Source organism: Paracoccus sp. SSJ (assembly GCF_030234105.1).
GTDB lineage: Bacteria > Pseudomonadota > Alphaproteobacteria > Rhodobacterales > Rhodobacteraceae > Paracoccus > Paracoccus denitrificans.
On record NZ_JASSPE010000002.1, the window covers coordinates 20,473 to 36,790 of the forward strand.

General features: G+C 67.4%; 12 protein-coding genes, 1 tRNA gene and 1 pseudogene. 7 read left to right on the forward strand and 7 right to left on the reverse strand.

The window, feature by feature from the left end; all coding sequences use genetic code 11:
• Positions 1-5 precede the first annotated feature (5 nt).
• Positions 6-3,476 (reverse strand): DNA polymerase III subunit alpha, encoded by a 3,471-nt coding sequence (dnaE, locus tag QPR87_RS02265; protein ID WP_285048090.1) that lies wholly within the window; start codon positions 3,474-3,476, stop codon positions 6-8.
• A gap of 92 nt (positions 3,477-3,568) precedes the next feature.
• Here dnaE and QPR87_RS02270 point away from each other — a divergent pair, with 92 nt between their 5' ends.
• From QPR87_RS02270 to QPR87_RS02285, 4 genes are read left to right on the forward strand one after another with little or no spacing between them, the layout of a single operon-like run.
• Positions 3,569-5,083, forward strand: coding sequence for an ABC transporter ATP-binding protein (locus tag QPR87_RS02270; RefSeq protein WP_285048091.1), 1,515 nt, complete (start codon positions 3,569-3,571; stop codon positions 5,081-5,083).
• Positions 5,070-6,140: an ABC transporter permease gene (locus QPR87_RS02275; RefSeq protein WP_230999072.1), complete on the forward strand. Its 1,071-nt coding sequence runs from the start codon at positions 5,070-5,072 to the stop codon at positions 6,138-6,140. Before QPR87_RS02270 ends, QPR87_RS02275 begins: the two co-directional genes overlap by 14 nt.
• Positions 6,137-7,027, forward strand: a complete 891-nt coding sequence (locus QPR87_RS02280; RefSeq protein WP_285048093.1) for an ABC transporter permease — start codon at positions 6,137-6,139, stop codon at positions 7,025-7,027. Before QPR87_RS02275 ends, QPR87_RS02280 begins: the two co-directional genes overlap by 4 nt.
• Before the next feature lie 23 nt (positions 7,028-7,050).
• Positions 7,051-8,127: a BMP family ABC transporter substrate-binding protein gene (locus QPR87_RS02285; RefSeq protein ID WP_230999073.1), complete on the forward strand. Its 1,077-nt coding sequence runs from the start codon at positions 7,051-7,053 to the stop codon at positions 8,125-8,127.
• 55 nt (positions 8,128-8,182) lie between these two features.
• Here the strand turns inward: QPR87_RS02285 and dps are convergent, their stop codons facing one another.
• From dps to QPR87_RS02310, 5 genes are all read right to left on the reverse strand, one after another.
• Positions 8,183-8,674, reverse strand: coding sequence for a DNA starvation/stationary phase protection protein Dps (dps, locus tag QPR87_RS02290; RefSeq protein ID WP_260155105.1), 492 nt, complete (start codon positions 8,672-8,674; stop codon positions 8,183-8,185).
• A 127-nt stretch (positions 8,675-8,801) separates the two neighbouring features.
• A complete protein-coding gene (locus tag QPR87_RS02295) occupies positions 8,802-9,035 on the reverse strand; it encodes an acyl carrier protein (protein ID WP_011748063.1) in 234 nt (77 codons plus the stop codon).
• Between the two features lie 136 nt (positions 9,036-9,171).
• A complete protein-coding gene (gene fabG / locus QPR87_RS02300; RefSeq protein ID WP_011748064.1) occupies positions 9,172-9,909 on the reverse strand; it encodes a 3-oxoacyl-ACP reductase FabG in 738 nt (245 codons plus the stop codon).
• A 63-nt stretch (positions 9,910-9,972) separates the two neighbouring features.
• Positions 9,973-10,899: an ACP S-malonyltransferase gene (gene fabD, locus QPR87_RS02305; protein WP_285048097.1), complete on the reverse strand. Its 927-nt coding sequence runs from the start codon at positions 10,897-10,899 to the stop codon at positions 9,973-9,975.
• Between the two features lie 72 nt (positions 10,900-10,971).
• On the reverse strand, positions 10,972-12,309 hold the full coding sequence (locus QPR87_RS02310; protein WP_285048098.1) for an ATP-binding protein: 1,338 nt from the start codon (positions 12,307-12,309) through the stop codon (positions 10,972-10,974).
• A gap of 58 nt (positions 12,310-12,367) precedes the next feature.
• On the opposite strand from QPR87_RS02310, the gene QPR87_RS02315 reads away from it, so the two are divergent.
• Entirely contained in the window at positions 12,368-13,234 is an 867-nt protein-coding gene (locus tag QPR87_RS02315; RefSeq protein ID WP_285048099.1) for an MBL fold metallo-hydrolase, read from the forward strand.
• A 103-nt stretch (positions 13,235-13,337) separates the two neighbouring features.
• Positions 13,338-13,412 (forward strand) — tRNA-Asn (locus tag QPR87_RS02320).
• An 809-nt stretch (positions 13,413-14,221) separates the two neighbouring features.
• Here the strand turns inward: QPR87_RS02320 and QPR87_RS02325 are convergent.
• Positions 14,222-15,014, reverse strand: a pseudogene (locus tag QPR87_RS02325) (IS5 family transposase).
• 190 nt (positions 15,015-15,204) lie between these two features.
• On the opposite strand from QPR87_RS02325, the gene QPR87_RS02330 reads away from it, so the two are divergent.
• Positions 15,205-16,194 (forward strand): helix-turn-helix transcriptional regulator, encoded by a 990-nt coding sequence (locus QPR87_RS02330; RefSeq protein ID WP_011748071.1) that lies wholly within the window; start codon positions 15,205-15,207, stop codon positions 16,192-16,194.
• Positions 16,195-16,318: the final 124 nt, after the last annotated feature.

Here is a 16,318-nt window from a genome sequence, read left to right on the forward strand (position 1 = left end):
GCCCCCTACTCCTCGACCACCTCCAGCACCCCCGGGACGACGCGCAGCGCCTGGCGGGCGGGGGTGGTCAGGGGCGCGTCCTCGGCGATCTCGATATCGACCAGATCGGCGCCGTCCTTCAGCCGCAGCGAGATGGGACCGCGGGCGCGAGCGGGAGCGTTGAACTCGGCCTGGATGCGGGCCAGCGCCTCGGCGATGCCGGGCACGGCGTCCAGCCCGGCGATCTCGACCGCAAGGCGGTTCGCCCCGGCATCGGCCACCGCCTGATCCAGCGGCATGACCGAGCGCGCCAGCAGCTTGACCTGATCGCCCGAAGGTTCGACCTGCACCTGCAAGACCACGTTCGCACCCGGTTCCAGATGCTGGCGATGCGCGTCAAGCGTGTCCGAGAACACCGTGACCTCGTAAAGCCCGGTCGGATCGGACAGGCCGACAAAGGCAAAGCGGGTGCCGCGCGCGGATTTCTTTTCCTGGCGATGCGCAACCGTGCCGGCAAGCTGCGCCACCAGCGCCCCGTCGGCCGCCGCCTGCGTCACCTCGGCGAGCGTCTGCACCCCCTTGCGGCGCAGCGCCGGCTGATAGTCGTCCAGCGGATGGCCCGAAAGATAGAAGCCGACCGCCGCATGTTCCTCGGCCAGCTTCTCGGCCGGCATCCAGACGGGCGCGGCGACCGGACGCGGCGGCGGCAGATCCTCGCCCCCGCCGAACAGCGAGGACTGGCTGGAGGCCGCCGCCTCCTGCACCGCCGTGGACCAGGCCACCAGCCCGTCCAGCGATTTCAGGACCCGCGCCCGGTTCGGCTCCAGCGCGTCGAAGGCGCCGGCGCGGGCCAGCATCTCCAGCGGCCGCTTGCCGACCCGGCGCATGTCCACGCGGCGGGCGAAGTCGTGCATGTCGGCAAAGGGACGCCCGGCGCGCGCCTGCACGATCAGGTTCATCGCCTCGACGCCCACGCCCTTGAGCGCGCCGAGCGCATAGAGGATCTTGCCGTCCTTGACGCCGAACAGGGCCTCCGAACGGTTCACGCAAGGCGGCAGCGTCTCGATCCCCATCCGGTCGGCCTCGCGCTTGTAGACGGCCAGCTTGTCGGTCAGGTGGATATCGCAGTTCATCACCGCAGCCATGAACTCGACCGGGTGATTGGCCTTCAGCCAGGCGGTCTGGTAGCTGACCACGGCATAGGCTGCCGCATGCGATTTGTTGAAGCCGTAATTGGCGAATTTTTCAAGAAGGTCAAAGACCTCTCCGGCTTTCTTCGTGTCGATTCCCTGCGCCTTGCAGCCCTCGACGAATTTCGGCCGTTCCTTGGCCATCTCCTCGGCGATCTTCTTGCCCATGGCGCGGCGCAGCAGGTCGGCGCCGCCCAGCGAATAGCCGGCCATGACCTGCGCGATCTGCATCACCTGTTCCTGATAGACGATGATGCCCTGCGTCTCGGCCAGGATGTCGTCGATCGAAGGGTGAATGGATTCAAGGGGTCGCAGACCGTTCTTCACCTCGCAATAGGTCGGGATGTTCTCCATCGGGCCGGGACGATACAGCGCCACCAGCGCCACGATGTCCTCGATGCAGGTCGGCTTCATGCGCCGCAGCGCGTCCATCATGCCCGAGCTTTCGACCTGGAACACCGCGACCGTGCGGGCGCTGGCGAAAAGATCGTAGCTGGGCTTGTCGTCCAGCGGGATGGCGTTGATCTGGTTCTCGGCCCCCTTGGCGGGCTCGTAAAGCTGGCGCCCGTCTGCCGCGACATGCAGCGGCCGGCCGCCGTCGTTGATCAGGTCCACCGCGTTCTGGATCACCGTCAGGGTTTTCAGGCCAAGGAAGTCGAACTTGACCAGCCCCGCCTGCTCGACCCATTTCATGTTGAACTGCGTCGCCGGCATGTCCGATGCCGGGTCGCGGTAAAGCGGCACCAGCCGGTGCAGCGGCCGGTCGCCGATCACCACCCCGGCGGCATGGGTCGAGGCATTGCGCAAGAGCCCCTCGATCTTGGCGGCATAGTCCAGCAGGCGGTTCACCACCTCTTCCCTGGCCGCCTCGCGCAGACGCGGCTCGTCGGCCAGCGCCTTGGTGACGCTGACGGGCTTGACGCCCTCGACCGGGATCATCTTGCTGAGCCGGTCCACCTGGCCAAAGGGCAGCTGCAGCACCCGGCCCACGTCGCGCACCGCGGCCTTGGACAAGAGCGCGCCGAAGGTGATGATCTGGCCCACCTTGTCGCGGCCGTATTTCTCTTGCACATATTGGATCACCTCCTCGCGGCGATCCATGCAGAAGTCGATGTCGAAGTCGGGCATCGAGACCCGCTCGGGGTTCAGGAACCGCTCGAAGAGCAGGCTGTAACGGATTGGATCCAGGTCGGTAATCGTCAACGCATAGGCGACCAGCGAGCCCGCGCCCGAGCCCCGGCCCGGCCCGACCGGGATGTTATGTTCCTTGGCCCATTTGATGAAGTCGGCGACGATCAGGAAATAGCCGGGAAAGCCCATCTGCTCGATGATGCCCAGCTCGAAGCGCAGCCGCTCCTCGTATTCCTCGACCGTCGCGGAATGCGGGATCACCGCCAGCCGGGCGCGCAAGCCATCCCAGGCCTGGCGGCGCAGTTCCTCGACCTCGTCATCGGCAAAGCGCGGCAGGATGGGCTTGTGCTTCTTGACGGCAAAGGCGCAGCGGCGGGCGATCTCGACGGTGTTTCGAATCGCCTCGGGCAGATCGGCGAACAGCGTCGCCATCTCGGCGGCGGACTTGAAGTAGTGCTGCGGCGTCAGCCGGCGGCGCGGCGCGGTCTGGTCGACATAGGCGCGTTCGGAAATGCAGATCAGCGCGTCATGCGCGTCGAACAGCTCGGGCTTGGGGAAATAGACGTCGTTGGTGGCGACCAGCGGCAGGTCGAGCGCATAGGCGATGTCGATCATGCCGCCTTCGGACCCTGTCTCCTCGGGAACCGGCTGGCCCTCGGCATCGTGATGGCGCTGCAACTCGACGTAAAGCCGTGTCGGGAAGGCGGCCGCCAGCCGCTCGGCCAGCGCGCGCGCCTCGGCCTGTCGGCCTTGCAGCACCAGTTGCCCCAGCGGGCCGCCGGCGCCGCCGGTCAGGCAGATCAGCCCCTCGGCATGGGCCGCGAGTTCCTCGGGCGTCACATGCGGCAAGGCATGGTCGTCGCGCAGGTAGAGGCAGGTGGAAAGCTCCATCAGGTTCAGCCAGCCCGCCTCGTTCTGCGCCAAGAGCACGACGGGGCCGGTCGCCTCGGCAGCAAGCGTCACCTGGCAGCCGATGATCGGCTGCACGCCCGCATCCTGCGCCTTGACCGAGAATTCCAGCGCCGCGAACAGGGCGTTGCTGTCGGTCAGCGCCACGGCGGGCATGCCGTTCTGCGCCGCAAGATCGGCGAGTTTCTTGACCGGCACCGCGCCTTCCAGCAGCGAGTGTTCGGAATGTGTGCGCAGGTGGATGAATCGGGGAGAATTTTCCGGCATGGCGCCAATCTAGGGGCGACCTGCCCAACTGCGCAATTGCCCCTCGGCGGAAAACCGCTAATCTTGCGCAAAAAGCAGCGAGGCGCGCGACAGTGAGCAATGTTTTCCGGGCCGAGGGCCTGGGCAAGACCTATCCCGGCGTGCGCGCCAACGACGACGTGTCCTTCGCGGTCGAGGCCGGCGAAATCCATGCCCTGCTGGGCGAGAACGGCGCCGGCAAGTCCACGCTGGTCAAGATGATCTATGGCCTCGTGCGGCCGGACGAGGGGCGGATGGAACTGCTGGGCGCGCCTTACGCGCCGCATGACCCGCGTGCGGCGCGCGCCGCGGGCGTCGCCATGGTGTTTCAGCATTTCAGCCTGTTCGACGCGATGACGGTCGCCGAAAACGTCGCGCTGGGGATGGAGAACCCGCCGCCGCGGCCCGAGCTTTCGCGCCGCATCGCCGACCTGTCGCAGGGCTACGGCCTGCCGCTGAACCCCGCGCGCCGCATCGCCGCGCTGTCGGCGGGCGAGCGGCAGCGGGTCGAGATCCTGCGCTGCCTGCTGCAGAACCCGCGTCTGCTCATCATGGACGAGCCGACCTCGGTGCTGACCCCACAGGAGGCCGAGATCCTGTTCGCCACCCTGCGCCAACTGGCCGAAGCCGGCACGGCGATCCTGTATATCAGCCACAAGCTCGAAGAGATCCGCAGCCATTGCGACCGCGCCACCATCCTGCGCCAGGGCAAGGTGGTGGGCACGGTCGATCCGCGCGCCCATTCCGCCCGCGAACTGGCGGCGATGATGGTCGGGGCCGAGATGCGGCTGGTGGACCGATCCGGCCGAAAGCCCGCCGCACCCGTGCTGCAGGTCCGCGGCCTTTCCACGGCGGGCGGCGAGGGCGTGGCGCTGAAGGAGGTCGCGCTGACCCTGCGCTCGGGCGAGATCCTGGGCATCGGCGGCGTCGCGGGCAACGGGCAGGAGGAACTGCTCTCGGCACTGTCGGGCGAGACCCCGACCGCACCGGGCACCATCGCGCTGGAGGGCCGCGACCTGTCGCGCGCCGGCCCCGAGGCGCGGCGCCGCGCCGGGCTCCTGGCCGCGCCCGAGGACCGGCTGGGCCATGCCGCCGTGCCCGAGTTCAGCCTGGCCGAAAACACGCTGCTGACCGCCGGCGCGCGGCAGAACCTCATCCGCCGCGGCCTCATCGACCGCAAGGCCGCCACGGATTTCGCGCAACAGGTGATCCGCGCCTTCGACGTGCGCACCCCCGGCCCCGATACGGCGGCGGGCGCGCTTTCCGGCGGCAACTTGCAGAAGTTCGTCATCGGCCGCGAGGTGCTGGGCCGGCCGCGCGTGCTGGTGGTGAACCAGCCGACCTGGGGCGTCGATGCCGGCGCCGCCGCCGCGATCCGCCAGGCGCTGCTGGACTTGGCGGCGCAGGGGGCCGGGCTGATCGTCATCAGCCAGGATCTCGACGAATTGCTGGAGCTTTCGGATCGTTTCTGCGCGCTGAACCAGGGCCGGCTCTCTGCCCCCCGCCCGACCGAGGGCCTGACGGTCGAGGAGATCGGCCTGATGCTGGGCGGCGCCCATGGCATGGAGGTGGCGCATGTTCCGGCTTGAACCGCGCGCCTCGGCGCCGCTGGTCTGGCAGGTCGCGACGCCGGTCCTGGCCGTGCTGGCCACCATGATCGTCGGCGGCTGTCTGTTCGCCGCCATGGGCTTCGACCCGGTGGCCGCGATCCGCACCATCTTCTGGGACCCGCTGTTCGGCCCCACCGCCGCCTATTCCCGGCCGCAACTGCTGGTCAAGGCCGGGCCGCTGATCCTGATCGCCTCGGGGCTGGCGCTGGGATTCCGTGCCGGGATCTGGAACATCGGCGCCGAAGGGCAATACATCATCGGCGCGATCTGCGGCGCCGCGGTGGCGCTGGCCGCCTATCCCATGGACGCCTTCTGGATATTTCCGGCAATGATCCTGGCCGGCGCGGCGGGCGGCTGGGCCTGGGGCATGGTCCCGGCGGTGCTGCGCAACTGGTTCGGCGCGTCCGAGATCCTCGTCTCGCTGATGCTGGTCTATGTCGCGCAGCGCATCGCGGCCTGGATGGCCTTCGGCCCGATGAAGAACCCCGAGGGCTTCAACTTTCCCGGCTCGCGCAACCTGCAGCAATACGAGGCGGCCTCGAACCCGGATCTCATCGCCAATTCCGGCCTGCATTGGGGCGGCGTGGCGGCGGTGCTGGCCCTGGCTGCGACCTGGTTCGTCATGTCGCGGCACGTCCTGGGCTTTCACATCCGCACCGCCGGCGCGGCCCCCCGCGCCGCCCGTTTCGCCGGCGTGCGCCCCGAGCGGCTGGTGGCGCTGTGCCTGGGCGTCTCGGGCGCACTGGCGGGCTTGGCCGGGCTTTTCGAGGTCGCGGGCCCGGCCGGCCAGATCACCGAAAGCTTCGGTTCGGGCTACGGCTTCACCGCCATCATCGTGGCCTTCCTGGGCCGGCTGCACCCGCTGGGCATCCTGCTGGCGGGGTTGCTGCTGGCGCTGACCTATATCGGCGGCGAACTGGCGCAGATGATGCTGAACCTGCCCGCCGCGACGGTGCAGGTGTTCCAGGGAATGCTGCTGTTCTTCCTGCTCGGCTTCGACATCCTGACCCGCTATCGCATTCGGAGGCGCGCATGATGATCGACCCGCTTTCCGTCTTTATCCTGCTGCTGGGCGCCGCGACGCCGATCCTGTTCGCCGCGCTCGGCGAGTTGGTGGTCGAGCGCGCGGGCGTGCTGAACCTGGGCGTCGAGGGCATGATGATCACCGGCGCGCTGGCCGGCTTTGCTGCCGCCCATGCCAGCGGCAGCCCGGCGCTTGGCTTCATCGCCGCCGCCGTTGCCGGTGCGGCGCTGTCGATGACATTCGCGGCGCTGACGCAATTCCTGCTGTCTAACCAGGTGGCGACGGGGCTGGCGCTCACGCTGTTCGGCCTGGGCCTGACCGCGATGTTCGGCAAGCCATACGAGGGGATGAAGGCCCCGGCGATGATGCCCGGGCCGCTGGACCTGAACTGGATGATCTGGCTGGGCATCGCGCTGGTGCCCGTGGTCTGGTGGTTCCTTTCCCGCACCCGGCCCGGCCTGATCCTGCGCGCGGTAGGCGAGAACCACGACGCCGCCCACGGCCTCGGCTATCCGGTGCGGCGGGTGCGCATCCTCGCCATCGGCTTCGGCGGCGCATTGGCGGGCATGGGCGGCGCCTATATCTCGATCGCCACCGTGCTGCAATGGACCGAGGGGATGACCGCCGGCGCCGGCTGGATCGCGCTGGCCATCGTGGTCTTTGCGCAATGGAGCCCCTGGGGCGTGCTGGCCGGCGCCTGGCTGTTCGGCGGCGTCACCGTGCTGCAATTGCGGCTGCAAGCGGCGGGCGTCGCGGTGCCGGTGCAACTGCTCAGCATGGCGCCCTATCTCGCGACCATCATCGTACTGGTGCTGATCTCGGCCCGGCAGAAATTCGGCCGCTCGGGCGGGGGTGCGGCCCCCGCCAGCCTCGGCCGGCCCTTCCACGCATTGAAATAGGCACAACCTGCAAGGAGCATGACATGAAACGCAGAACCCTTCTTGGCAGCGCCGCGGCGCTGGTGGCCAGCACGGCCCTGCCCGCCTTCGCGCAAGAGGAAAAGCTGAAGGTGGGCTTCATCTATGTCGGCCCAGTGGGCGACGGCGGCTGGACCTATCAGCACGACCTGGCCCGGCAGGCGGTGGAACGCGAATACGGCGACCGCGTCGAGACCACCTATATCGAAAGCGTCCCCGAGGGCGCCGATGCCGAGCGCGCCATCACGCAACTGGCGCTGTCCGGCCATAAGCTGATCTTCACCACCAGCTTCGGCTTCATGGACGCCACGATCAACGTCGCCAAGAAGTTCCCGGATGTGAAATTCGAGCACGCCACCGGCTACAAGACTGCCGAAAACGTCGCCACCTACGACGCGCGCTTCTACGAAGGCCGCGCGGTGCTGGGCACGATTGCCGGCCGCATGACCAAGTCGAACAAGATCGGCTATATCGGCTCCTTCCCGATCCCCGAGGTCGTCCAGGGCATCAACTCGGCCTATATCCACGCCAGGAAGGTGAACCCGGATGTCGAGATGAAGGTGGTCTGGGCCTATACCTGGTTCGACCCCGCGAAAGAGGCCGATGCCGCCGCCGCCCTGATCGCCGAAGGGGTGGACGTGTTCATGCAGCACACCGACTCGACCGCGCCGCTGGCCAAGGCGCAGGAGGCGGGCGCCTTCGGCTTCGGCCAGGCCTCGGACATGTCGAACTTCGCGCCGCAACCCCGGCTTGCCTCGATCATCGACAATTGGGAACCCTATTACATCAAGCGCGTGGGCGAGGCGCTGGAAGGCACCTGGAAATCCCATGGCGTCTGGCTGGGCATCGGCGACGGCGAAGTGGTGATCGGCGAGATCACCGATGCCGTGCCCGCCGAGGTCAAGGCCGAGGCCGAGGCGCTGCGCGACCAGATCGCCTCGGGCGAATACCATCCCTTCACCGGGCCGCTGAACAAGCAGGACGGCACGCCCTGGCTGGCCGAGGGGCAAGTGGCCAGCGACGAGGAACTCTCTTCGATGAATTTCTATGTCGAGGGCATCACGGCGCCGATGCCGAAATAAGCAGCGGCGCAACCGGTAAACCGGGGCCTTGGCCCCGGTTCACCACGCGGAAAGCCTATTCCAGATGGCTTTCCAGGAACCACAGATCCTTGTCTGCCGTGCGCGAGGCGGCGGTGAACAGGTCGGCCGTGTCGGCATCGCCCGCCTCGTCGGTCGCATCGATGGCGGCCCGGACCTTCTCGCCGTAATCGCGCATCCGCTCGCAGATGGCCTTGATATGGTCCTCGGCCTTGGTCAGGTCGGTCGGGTATTCCTTCAGCGTGCTGGCCTTGGCCACCTTCTCGACCGTGCCGACGGCCACGCCGTCCAGCACCTGCACGCGCTCGGCCATCATGTCCACATGCTCGTCCAGCCGCGCCTTCACGGTGTCGAACAGCTCGTGCACGGCGATGAAGTTGCGGCCCTTGACGTTCCAATGCGCCTGCTTGATCGCCGCCGACAGCGCCAGCGCATCGGCAAGCCGGGCATTCAACTCGGCGATTGCGGTCTTGCGGGCATTGTCGCTGAGCCCTTTGACATTCACGGCCATGAAACTCTCCTTCGTCAGGTTCGCCCTTGAAACGAAGGCAACTCTGCGGCGGTTCCCCGCGACGCTGGGTCAAACCGTCGCAGCCAAAGAAAAAGGGCGGCGCTTTCCACCGAAAGCACCGCCCCGAAAGCTGCTCAGAGCAGGATCAGACCGCGCCCTGGATGAATTTCACCGCGTCGCCGAAGGTCTGGATGGTCTCGGCGGCATCGTCCGGGATCTCGATGCCGAACTCTTCCTCGAAAGCCATGACCAGTTCGACGGTATCCAGCGAATCGGCGCCGAGATCGTCGATGAACGAGGCGGTTTCCGTCACCTTCTCCTCATCGACACCCAGGTGCTCGACGACAATTTTCTTCACGCGATCAGCGATATCGCTCATGTCTCTTCCTCGTTTTCGCGGGCAATCCGCCCAGGTGTTCCAGCGATTGCCGGTCAGAGCCCAGGGCGGTTCCCCTGCGGCCTTGTTTGCGGGATATAGCACGCGAACGTGATCTTGCAACCCGCATAAACCACGTTCAGATCATCGCCATGCCGCCGTTGACATGCAGCGTGGCGCCGGTGACATAGCCCGCCTCGGGGCTGGCCAGATACAGCACCGCGCCGGCGATTTCCTGGGCCGAACCCATGCGGCCGGCGGGAATTTGCGCCAGGATCCGGCCCTTCTGCTCGTCGTTCAGCTTGTCGGTCATCGCCGTCTCGATGAAGCCCGGCGCCACGCAGTTCACCGTGATCCCGCGCGAGGCGACCTCATAGGCCAGGCTCTTCGACATGCCGACGAGGCCCGCCTTGGCGGCGGCATAATTGGCCTGCCCCGGATTGCCCGTGGCGCCCACGACCGAGCCGATGTTCACGATCCGGCCCCAGCGCGCCTTCATCATGCCGCGCAAGACCCCCCGGCACAGCCGGAAGCTCGAGGTCAGGTTGACCTCGACCACCTGCGCCCATTCCTCGTCGGACATGCGCATGAACAGGTTGTCGCGGGTGATCCCGGCATTGTTGACCAGGATATCGACCGAGCCCATGGCTTCGGCCGCCGCCTTGGGCAGCGCCTCGACCGCCGCCGCGTCGGCCAGGTTGGCGGTGACGACATGCGCGCGCGCGCCCAGCTTCTCGGCCAGTTCCCGCAGCGGCGCCTCGCGCGTGCCCGACAATGCCACGGTGGCGCCGGCGGCATGCAATGCCTCGGCCACCGCCCCGCCGATCCCGCCCGACGCCCCGGTCACAAGGGCATTCTTACCCGTCAGATCAAACATCAGATCCTTCTCCGTTTTCCAAATACTCCGGGGGAATCCCGCAGGGATGGGGGCGGAGCCCCCTTACGCCTTCAGCGCCGCGATATCCGCCGGAGCGCCGATGTTGCGCACCACCGCATCCTTGGCGATGCGCTTGATCATACCCGACAGCGCCTTGCCGGCGCCGATCTCCCAGAATTCGGTGACACCCGCCCCGGCCAGGAAGGCGACCGACTCGCGCCAGCGCACGGCGCCCGTCACCTGCTCGACCAGCAGCCGCCGGATGGCGCCCGGCTCGGTCACCGGCTCGGCGCGGACATTGGCCACCAGCGGCACCGCGGGCGCGGCGATCTCGACCGCCGCCAGGGCCTCGGCCATCACCGCCGCCGCCGGCTGCATCAGCGCCGAGTGGAACGGCGCCGAGACCGGCAGCATCAACGCCCGCTTGGCGCCGCGCTCCTTGGCCAGCGCCGCCGCACGCTCGACCGCCGCCTTGTGGCCCGAGATCACCACCTGCGCCGGGTCGTTGTCGTTCGCGGCCTGGCAGACCTCGCCTTCGGCCGCATCGCGCGCGATCTGGTCCACCGCGGCGAAATCAAGACCCAGGATCGCCGCCATGGCTCCCTGCCCGACCGGCACCGCCTCCTGCATGGCCTGGCCGCGCAGGCGCAAGAGCCGCGCGGTATCGCCAAGGCTCAGCGCCCCCGCCGCGCAAAGTGCCGAATATTCGCCCAGCGAATGGCCGGCGACGAAATCCGCGTCCTGGATGCCGAAACCCTCGGCCTCCAGCGCCCGCAAGGCCGCGATAGAGGTCGCCATCAGCGCCGGCTGGGCATTCTGGGTCAGGGTCAGCGTCTCGATATCGCCGTTCCAGATCAGGTCGGACAGGCTCTCTCCCAGCGCCTCGTCCACCTCGGCAAAGACCTCGCGCGCCGCCGGATAGGCCTCGGCCAACTCGCGCCCCATGCCGACGACCTGGGCGCCCTGCCCCGGAAATACGAATGCCCGCATCGCGGAATCCCTTCTGTCTTATGTCTTTGTAACAGCCTTAGCCCGCGACGTTCCCTGCCGCAACCGCGCCGCTCAGCGCGGAATCACGATCTCGGCCCGCAACCCGCCCAGCCGCTCGCCCTCGCCCAGCCGCAGCTGGCCGCCATGGGCGCGGGCGATGTCGGCGGCGATGGACAGGCCCAGGCCCACGCCCTGCCCGCGGTTCTGGTTGCGCGACGGGTCGAGCCGGGTAAAGGGCTTCAGCGCCTCCTCGCGCTTTCCTGCCGGGATGCCGGGCCCGTCATCCTCGACCGAGATGCGGAAATAGCTCGGCCCCAGCGCCGCCTCGACCTCGGCGCGCTCGCCATAGCGCACGGCGTTGCCGATCAGGTTCTCGACGGCGCGGCGCAGGCTGTCGCGGCGAAAGGTGGCGCGGCCGGCCTCGTCGCCCGCCACCGAATGCAGCATCACCCGCTGCCCGCCGCGCTGCGCATCGGCGACGATGCCGCGCACGAAATCCAGCGCCGGCACCGGCTGGGGCGGCGCATCCTGCGCCGCGTCGCGCGCATGGTCCAGAAAGGCGTCGACCATGGTGCCCATCGCCGCCACGTCGCTTTCCAGCGCCGCGATCTCGTCGGGCTCGGGCGGGTAGTCGGGGCTCAGCATCGACAGGCCCAGCCGCAGCCGGGTCAGGGGCGTCCTCAGGTCGTGGCTCACGCCCGAGAGCATCTGCTTGCGCTGCTCGTTCTGGCGCTCGATCCGGGCGCGCATCTCCAGGAAGGCGGTGCCGGCGCTGCGGATCTCGCTGGCGCCGGCGGGGCGATAGGAGATGATCCGCCCCTTGCCGTATTCCTCGGCCGCGCGCGCCAGCCGCCTGATCGGGCGCAGCTGGTTGCGCAGGAAGATCGTCGCGATCGCCGTCATCAGAAGCGAGGTGCCCACCATCAGCACCAGCAGCTGGTGCGGGTTCGAGGCGCTGACCCGCAGGCGCGGAAAGATCAGCTGGTAATGCCCCCAGCCGCTTCGGAGCGTCACCCGCACCTCGCGCCGATGGCTCAGGTCGACGGCTTGCACGGAGGGCACGCGCTCGTGCAGCTCGGCGATGACGATACGTCCCGACAGGTCGTAGAGCGCCCGCCAATCCGCACCCGGCTCGGCGGGCAGGATCAGCTCCAGCCCCAGCGGGTCGGCGACCTCGCGGGCCGAGTCGCGCGCCGCCTCGACATCCGGCGCCGCCTCGATCCTGGCCGCGACCAGCGCGACCTCGCGCACCATGCCCGAGGTCATCTGCCGCGTCACGTCCTCGAAATGGCGTTGCAGGAACATGATGGTGACGACGATGGTCACCACGACGACCGGCAGGAACAGGATCAGCGCCGCCCGCCCGTAGAGCCCGCGCGGCATGGTCCGTTTCAGCCAGTCGAAATTCATCGCCTCTTGCCCCACCCGGCCCTTGGAAACCGGGCCTCGCCATGGCTAGGTTAGCCGTATGACAAGCGCCGAGAAAGCCCTGCGGATCATCACCGCCGCCAATCCCTCGCCCTTTACCGGGCCGGGCACCAACACCTTCCTGCTGGGACACGAGCGAATCGCCGTGATCGACCCCGGCCCGGACCTTGTCGCGCATCGCCAGGCGATCCTGTCCGCCGCAGGGCCCGGCCGCATCAGCCATATCTTCGTGACCCATGCGCATCTGGACCATTCCGGCGGTGCTCGCGCGCTGGCACAGGCGACGGGCGCGCCGATCCTGGGCTTCGGCCCGGCCGAGGCGGGCCGTTCGGCGGTGATGGAGCGGCTGGCGCGCGAGGGCGCGATCGACGGCGGCGAGGGCCTGGACCGCGACTTCGCCCCCGACATCGCGCTGGACGACGGCGCGGTGGTCGAGACCGACGAATGGCGCCTGACCGCGCTGCACACGCCGGGTCATTTCGCCGGCCACCTGGCCTTTCGCCAGGACGAGACGATCTTTTGCGGCGACGTGGTGATGGGCTGGTCCTCGACCATCATCTCGCCGCCGGACGGCGATCTGGCGGATTACTTCCGCTCGCTGGCGCGGCTCGATTCGGCGGGCGCGCGGCTGTTGCTGCCGGCGCATGGCGCGGCGGTGCGCGATCCCTCGGGGCGTCTGGCCGAACTGGCCGCGCATCGGCGCGAGCGCACGGTGCAGATCCTTGCCGCGCTGCGCGACGGCCCCGCCACGGCCGAGACCCTTGCCCGGCGCATCTACCAGATCCCGCCGGCGATGATTCCGGCCGCGATGCGCAACGTGCTGGCGCATCTGATCGCGCTTTCCGAGCTTGGCGCGGTTTCGACCCCCGGCCCGATCGCCTCGGATTCGGTCTTTTCCGGGCATTGAGGGCGCCCGAGACAGGCCGCGCCGGAATTTTCCGGATGGGCGAAAAAAATGCGCGAACCCCTCTGGACGACCCCGAAGAGCAAGGCTATACACCGCCCCGTGTTCCGGCGTAGCTCAGCGGTAGAGCAGTTGACTGTTAATCAATTGGTCGTAGGTTCGATCCCTACCGCCGGAGCCATTGAATTTCGCGTAACCGCTTGAAATCATTGGCAAAACACAAAGCCCACCCCAGATATGTCCCAATCTGTGCCCCCTTCTACTGCGGGGCATGATTTCTCCGGTTTCTCTACTGCATCGAATACCGAATCACCCTGCCCCGGTCTTGAAGAATCGACGTTGTTCTGGTTCCGTTCCACTCATGGAACACACGACTGAACCCCGATGGAGCTATACCAAGGTCTACAAGACAGACGGGGAGTGGATCGCGAACTGCTGGACCGTCAGCCGTGACCGCCAGCCTGTAGGACGCGTGAGCTACAACACGCACAGCGGGAAGCACTCCTACATCTGGCACATAGACTCGAGCGGGGCATACGGTAGCTCCAAGAACCTTGAGGACGCGCTGAACGCGCTCAGGGACACGCTCAACGCCTCGCTGGTCTGATCGCTTTTTTGTTGAAAAACAGGGCCTTGTCGGGCACCATAATTTTCAGTAGTTGTTAGCACCCCAAGGTGAACCATGAGCGATAAGACGTTTGACTTTGCTGGGGTTTTGGAATCGATTAAGGGAATTATTATAAGCGGCAGCGCCAGCACATTGGCTGTAGCCGTCACTTGTCTGCTTGTTGTCGCTGCGTTGGCGTACTTCCAATTCAAGGAGGCTCATGCTGGAATTTGCCTTATCAGCTTTATTGCTGTCGTCGGAGTCATCGCGGGCATATTTTACATTGGTTCAGAAAAGAGGCCAGACCCACCGCCATCACCACCGCCATCACCAAAATCTTCTTTCCTTCCGAATGGTCTTCTAGGGTCCAGACTCATTGAGTTTCACAGCCAGAACAAGACGGTTGCGGCCAGCATGATCGCAGAGAGGAAGGTTTCCGGGCACCGGTCGTATCGGGTCGTGACACGCCGCCAATCCTTCGGGCGGCCGAACATGATCTCGATGCGGTTGCGCCGTTTGTAGCGCCTCTTGTCGTATTTCACCGCCTTCTTGCGAGACTTCCGGCCCGGGATGCAGACCTTTGTCCCCTTGTCTTTCAACGCCTCTCTGAACCAATCGGCATCATAGCCCCTGTCGGCCAGCAGCCAGCCCGCTTTCGGCAGGCTGCCCAACAGCGCCGCCGCGCCGGTGTAATCGCTGACCTGGCCGGCCGACATGAAGAACCCGATCGGGCGCCCCTTGGCATCGGCGACGGCGTGCAGCTTGGTGTTCATGCCGCCTTTGGTGCGCCCGATCTGGCGCCCGCGCCCCCCTTTTTCACGCACAGGCTCGACGCCATGCGGTGTGCCTTGAGATAGGTCGCGTCGATCATGATCGTCTTGTGTTCGGCACTCTCGGCGGCCAGGCCGACCATGATCCGGGCGAAGACCCCGTGTTCGTGGCTGCACTCGGACCGATGGCATTTGCCACTCACCTCCAGCGCTTCCAACGGTTGTAGAGGGTCTTGGCCGGGCCGTATTCCTTCGGCGCGGCACACCACCGCAAGCCATTGCGATTGACGAAGATTATCCCGCTCAGCACACGCTGGTCATCCACGCGCGGCTTGCCGTGGCTCTTGGGAAAGAAGGGCCGTAGCCGCTCCATCTGCGCCTCGCTCAGCCAGAAAAGATTGCTCATCGATCAGCTCTCCTGGCGGAGCCTGAATCACGCCAAAGGCCTGAAATCAATGGGTCTGGAGCCTAGGACTAGAGCAGCGGGCCGGCTGGCAGCAATGCCGCGGCCTTTGCACAAGACCAGAACAGCTTTGCGCCAGCGCAGAACCTTGCCCGCCATGCTGCCGAGCCGCCACCGCGACAGGACCCGGATCATGCGTTCAGCCGACCCCCAGCCCCAGCCGACCGAGAGCGCGTTGCGCGTCGGCGACATGCTGGGCCGCGCGGGGGTCGAGTTCGACAGCCCGGCCGATCTGAGCGACGACCAGACGCTGATGTGCGGCGCCTTCCTGAACCATGAGCTGCGCCCCGGCCTGACCCTGCATCTGAGCGATGCGGTCGAGCAGCATCCCTTTGCCGTCACCTCGATGCTGGGCGAAGGGCTGAACTGCGTGTTTTTCCTGGATGGCGCGGTGGACCTGCACATCGGCTCCCGCGCGCTGTCCTTTCGCCACGAAGGCCATGCGCCTCTGACCGGCGCCGCCTTCATCTGCCGGGAGCCCGAACGGTTCCACCGCGTCTCGCGCGGGCGGCAGCGGTTGCGGCACCTGGTGATCTCGGCCGACCTGCCCTGGCTGTCCGAAGAGGCGCTGGCGGCGGCCGGCCTCTCGGCGGGCGAGCGAAGGCTGGGCGACGATCTCGTCGATCACCGCTGGCTCTTGCCGCCGCGCATGCTGGGCCTGATCGCCGAAGTCTTTGCCCCCGCCCCTCCGTTGCCGACGCTGCGCGGCCTCTATCTGGAATCCCGCGCCGTCGAGATCGTGGCCGAGACCATTGCCGCGATCTCCGCCGTGCCGGCGGGCGGGTCGGCCGGATTGAACCGGCGCGAGCTGGCGCAACTGGCCCGCGCCCGCGCCTTCGTGGCCGAGGACCCGCTGGCCGCCACCAGCGTCGCCGCCATCGCCCGCGCCGCCGGGACCAGCCCCGGCAACCTGCAACGGCTGTTCCGGCTGGCCGAAGGCATGAGCGTCTTCGACCATGTGCGCAAAGAGCGGCTGGAGCGCGCCCATGCCGCCCTGCGCGAGGGACGGGCGACGGTGCAGCAGGCGGCGGCGATGGCCGGCTATTCCAGCGCCGCGAATTTCGCCACCGGCTTCCGGCGCCGCTACGGCCATGCCCCCGGCGAGTTGCTGCCCCGCCGCTGAACCGGCGTGCCTGCGCCCCTGGCCATGTCATCAGGCGGCCAGACGCTGGACAATCGCGTTGCCGAGGTTACACCCGATCCCTTCCATGCGAAAACGGACGGCATCGCCGCGTAGAGAGAGGGAC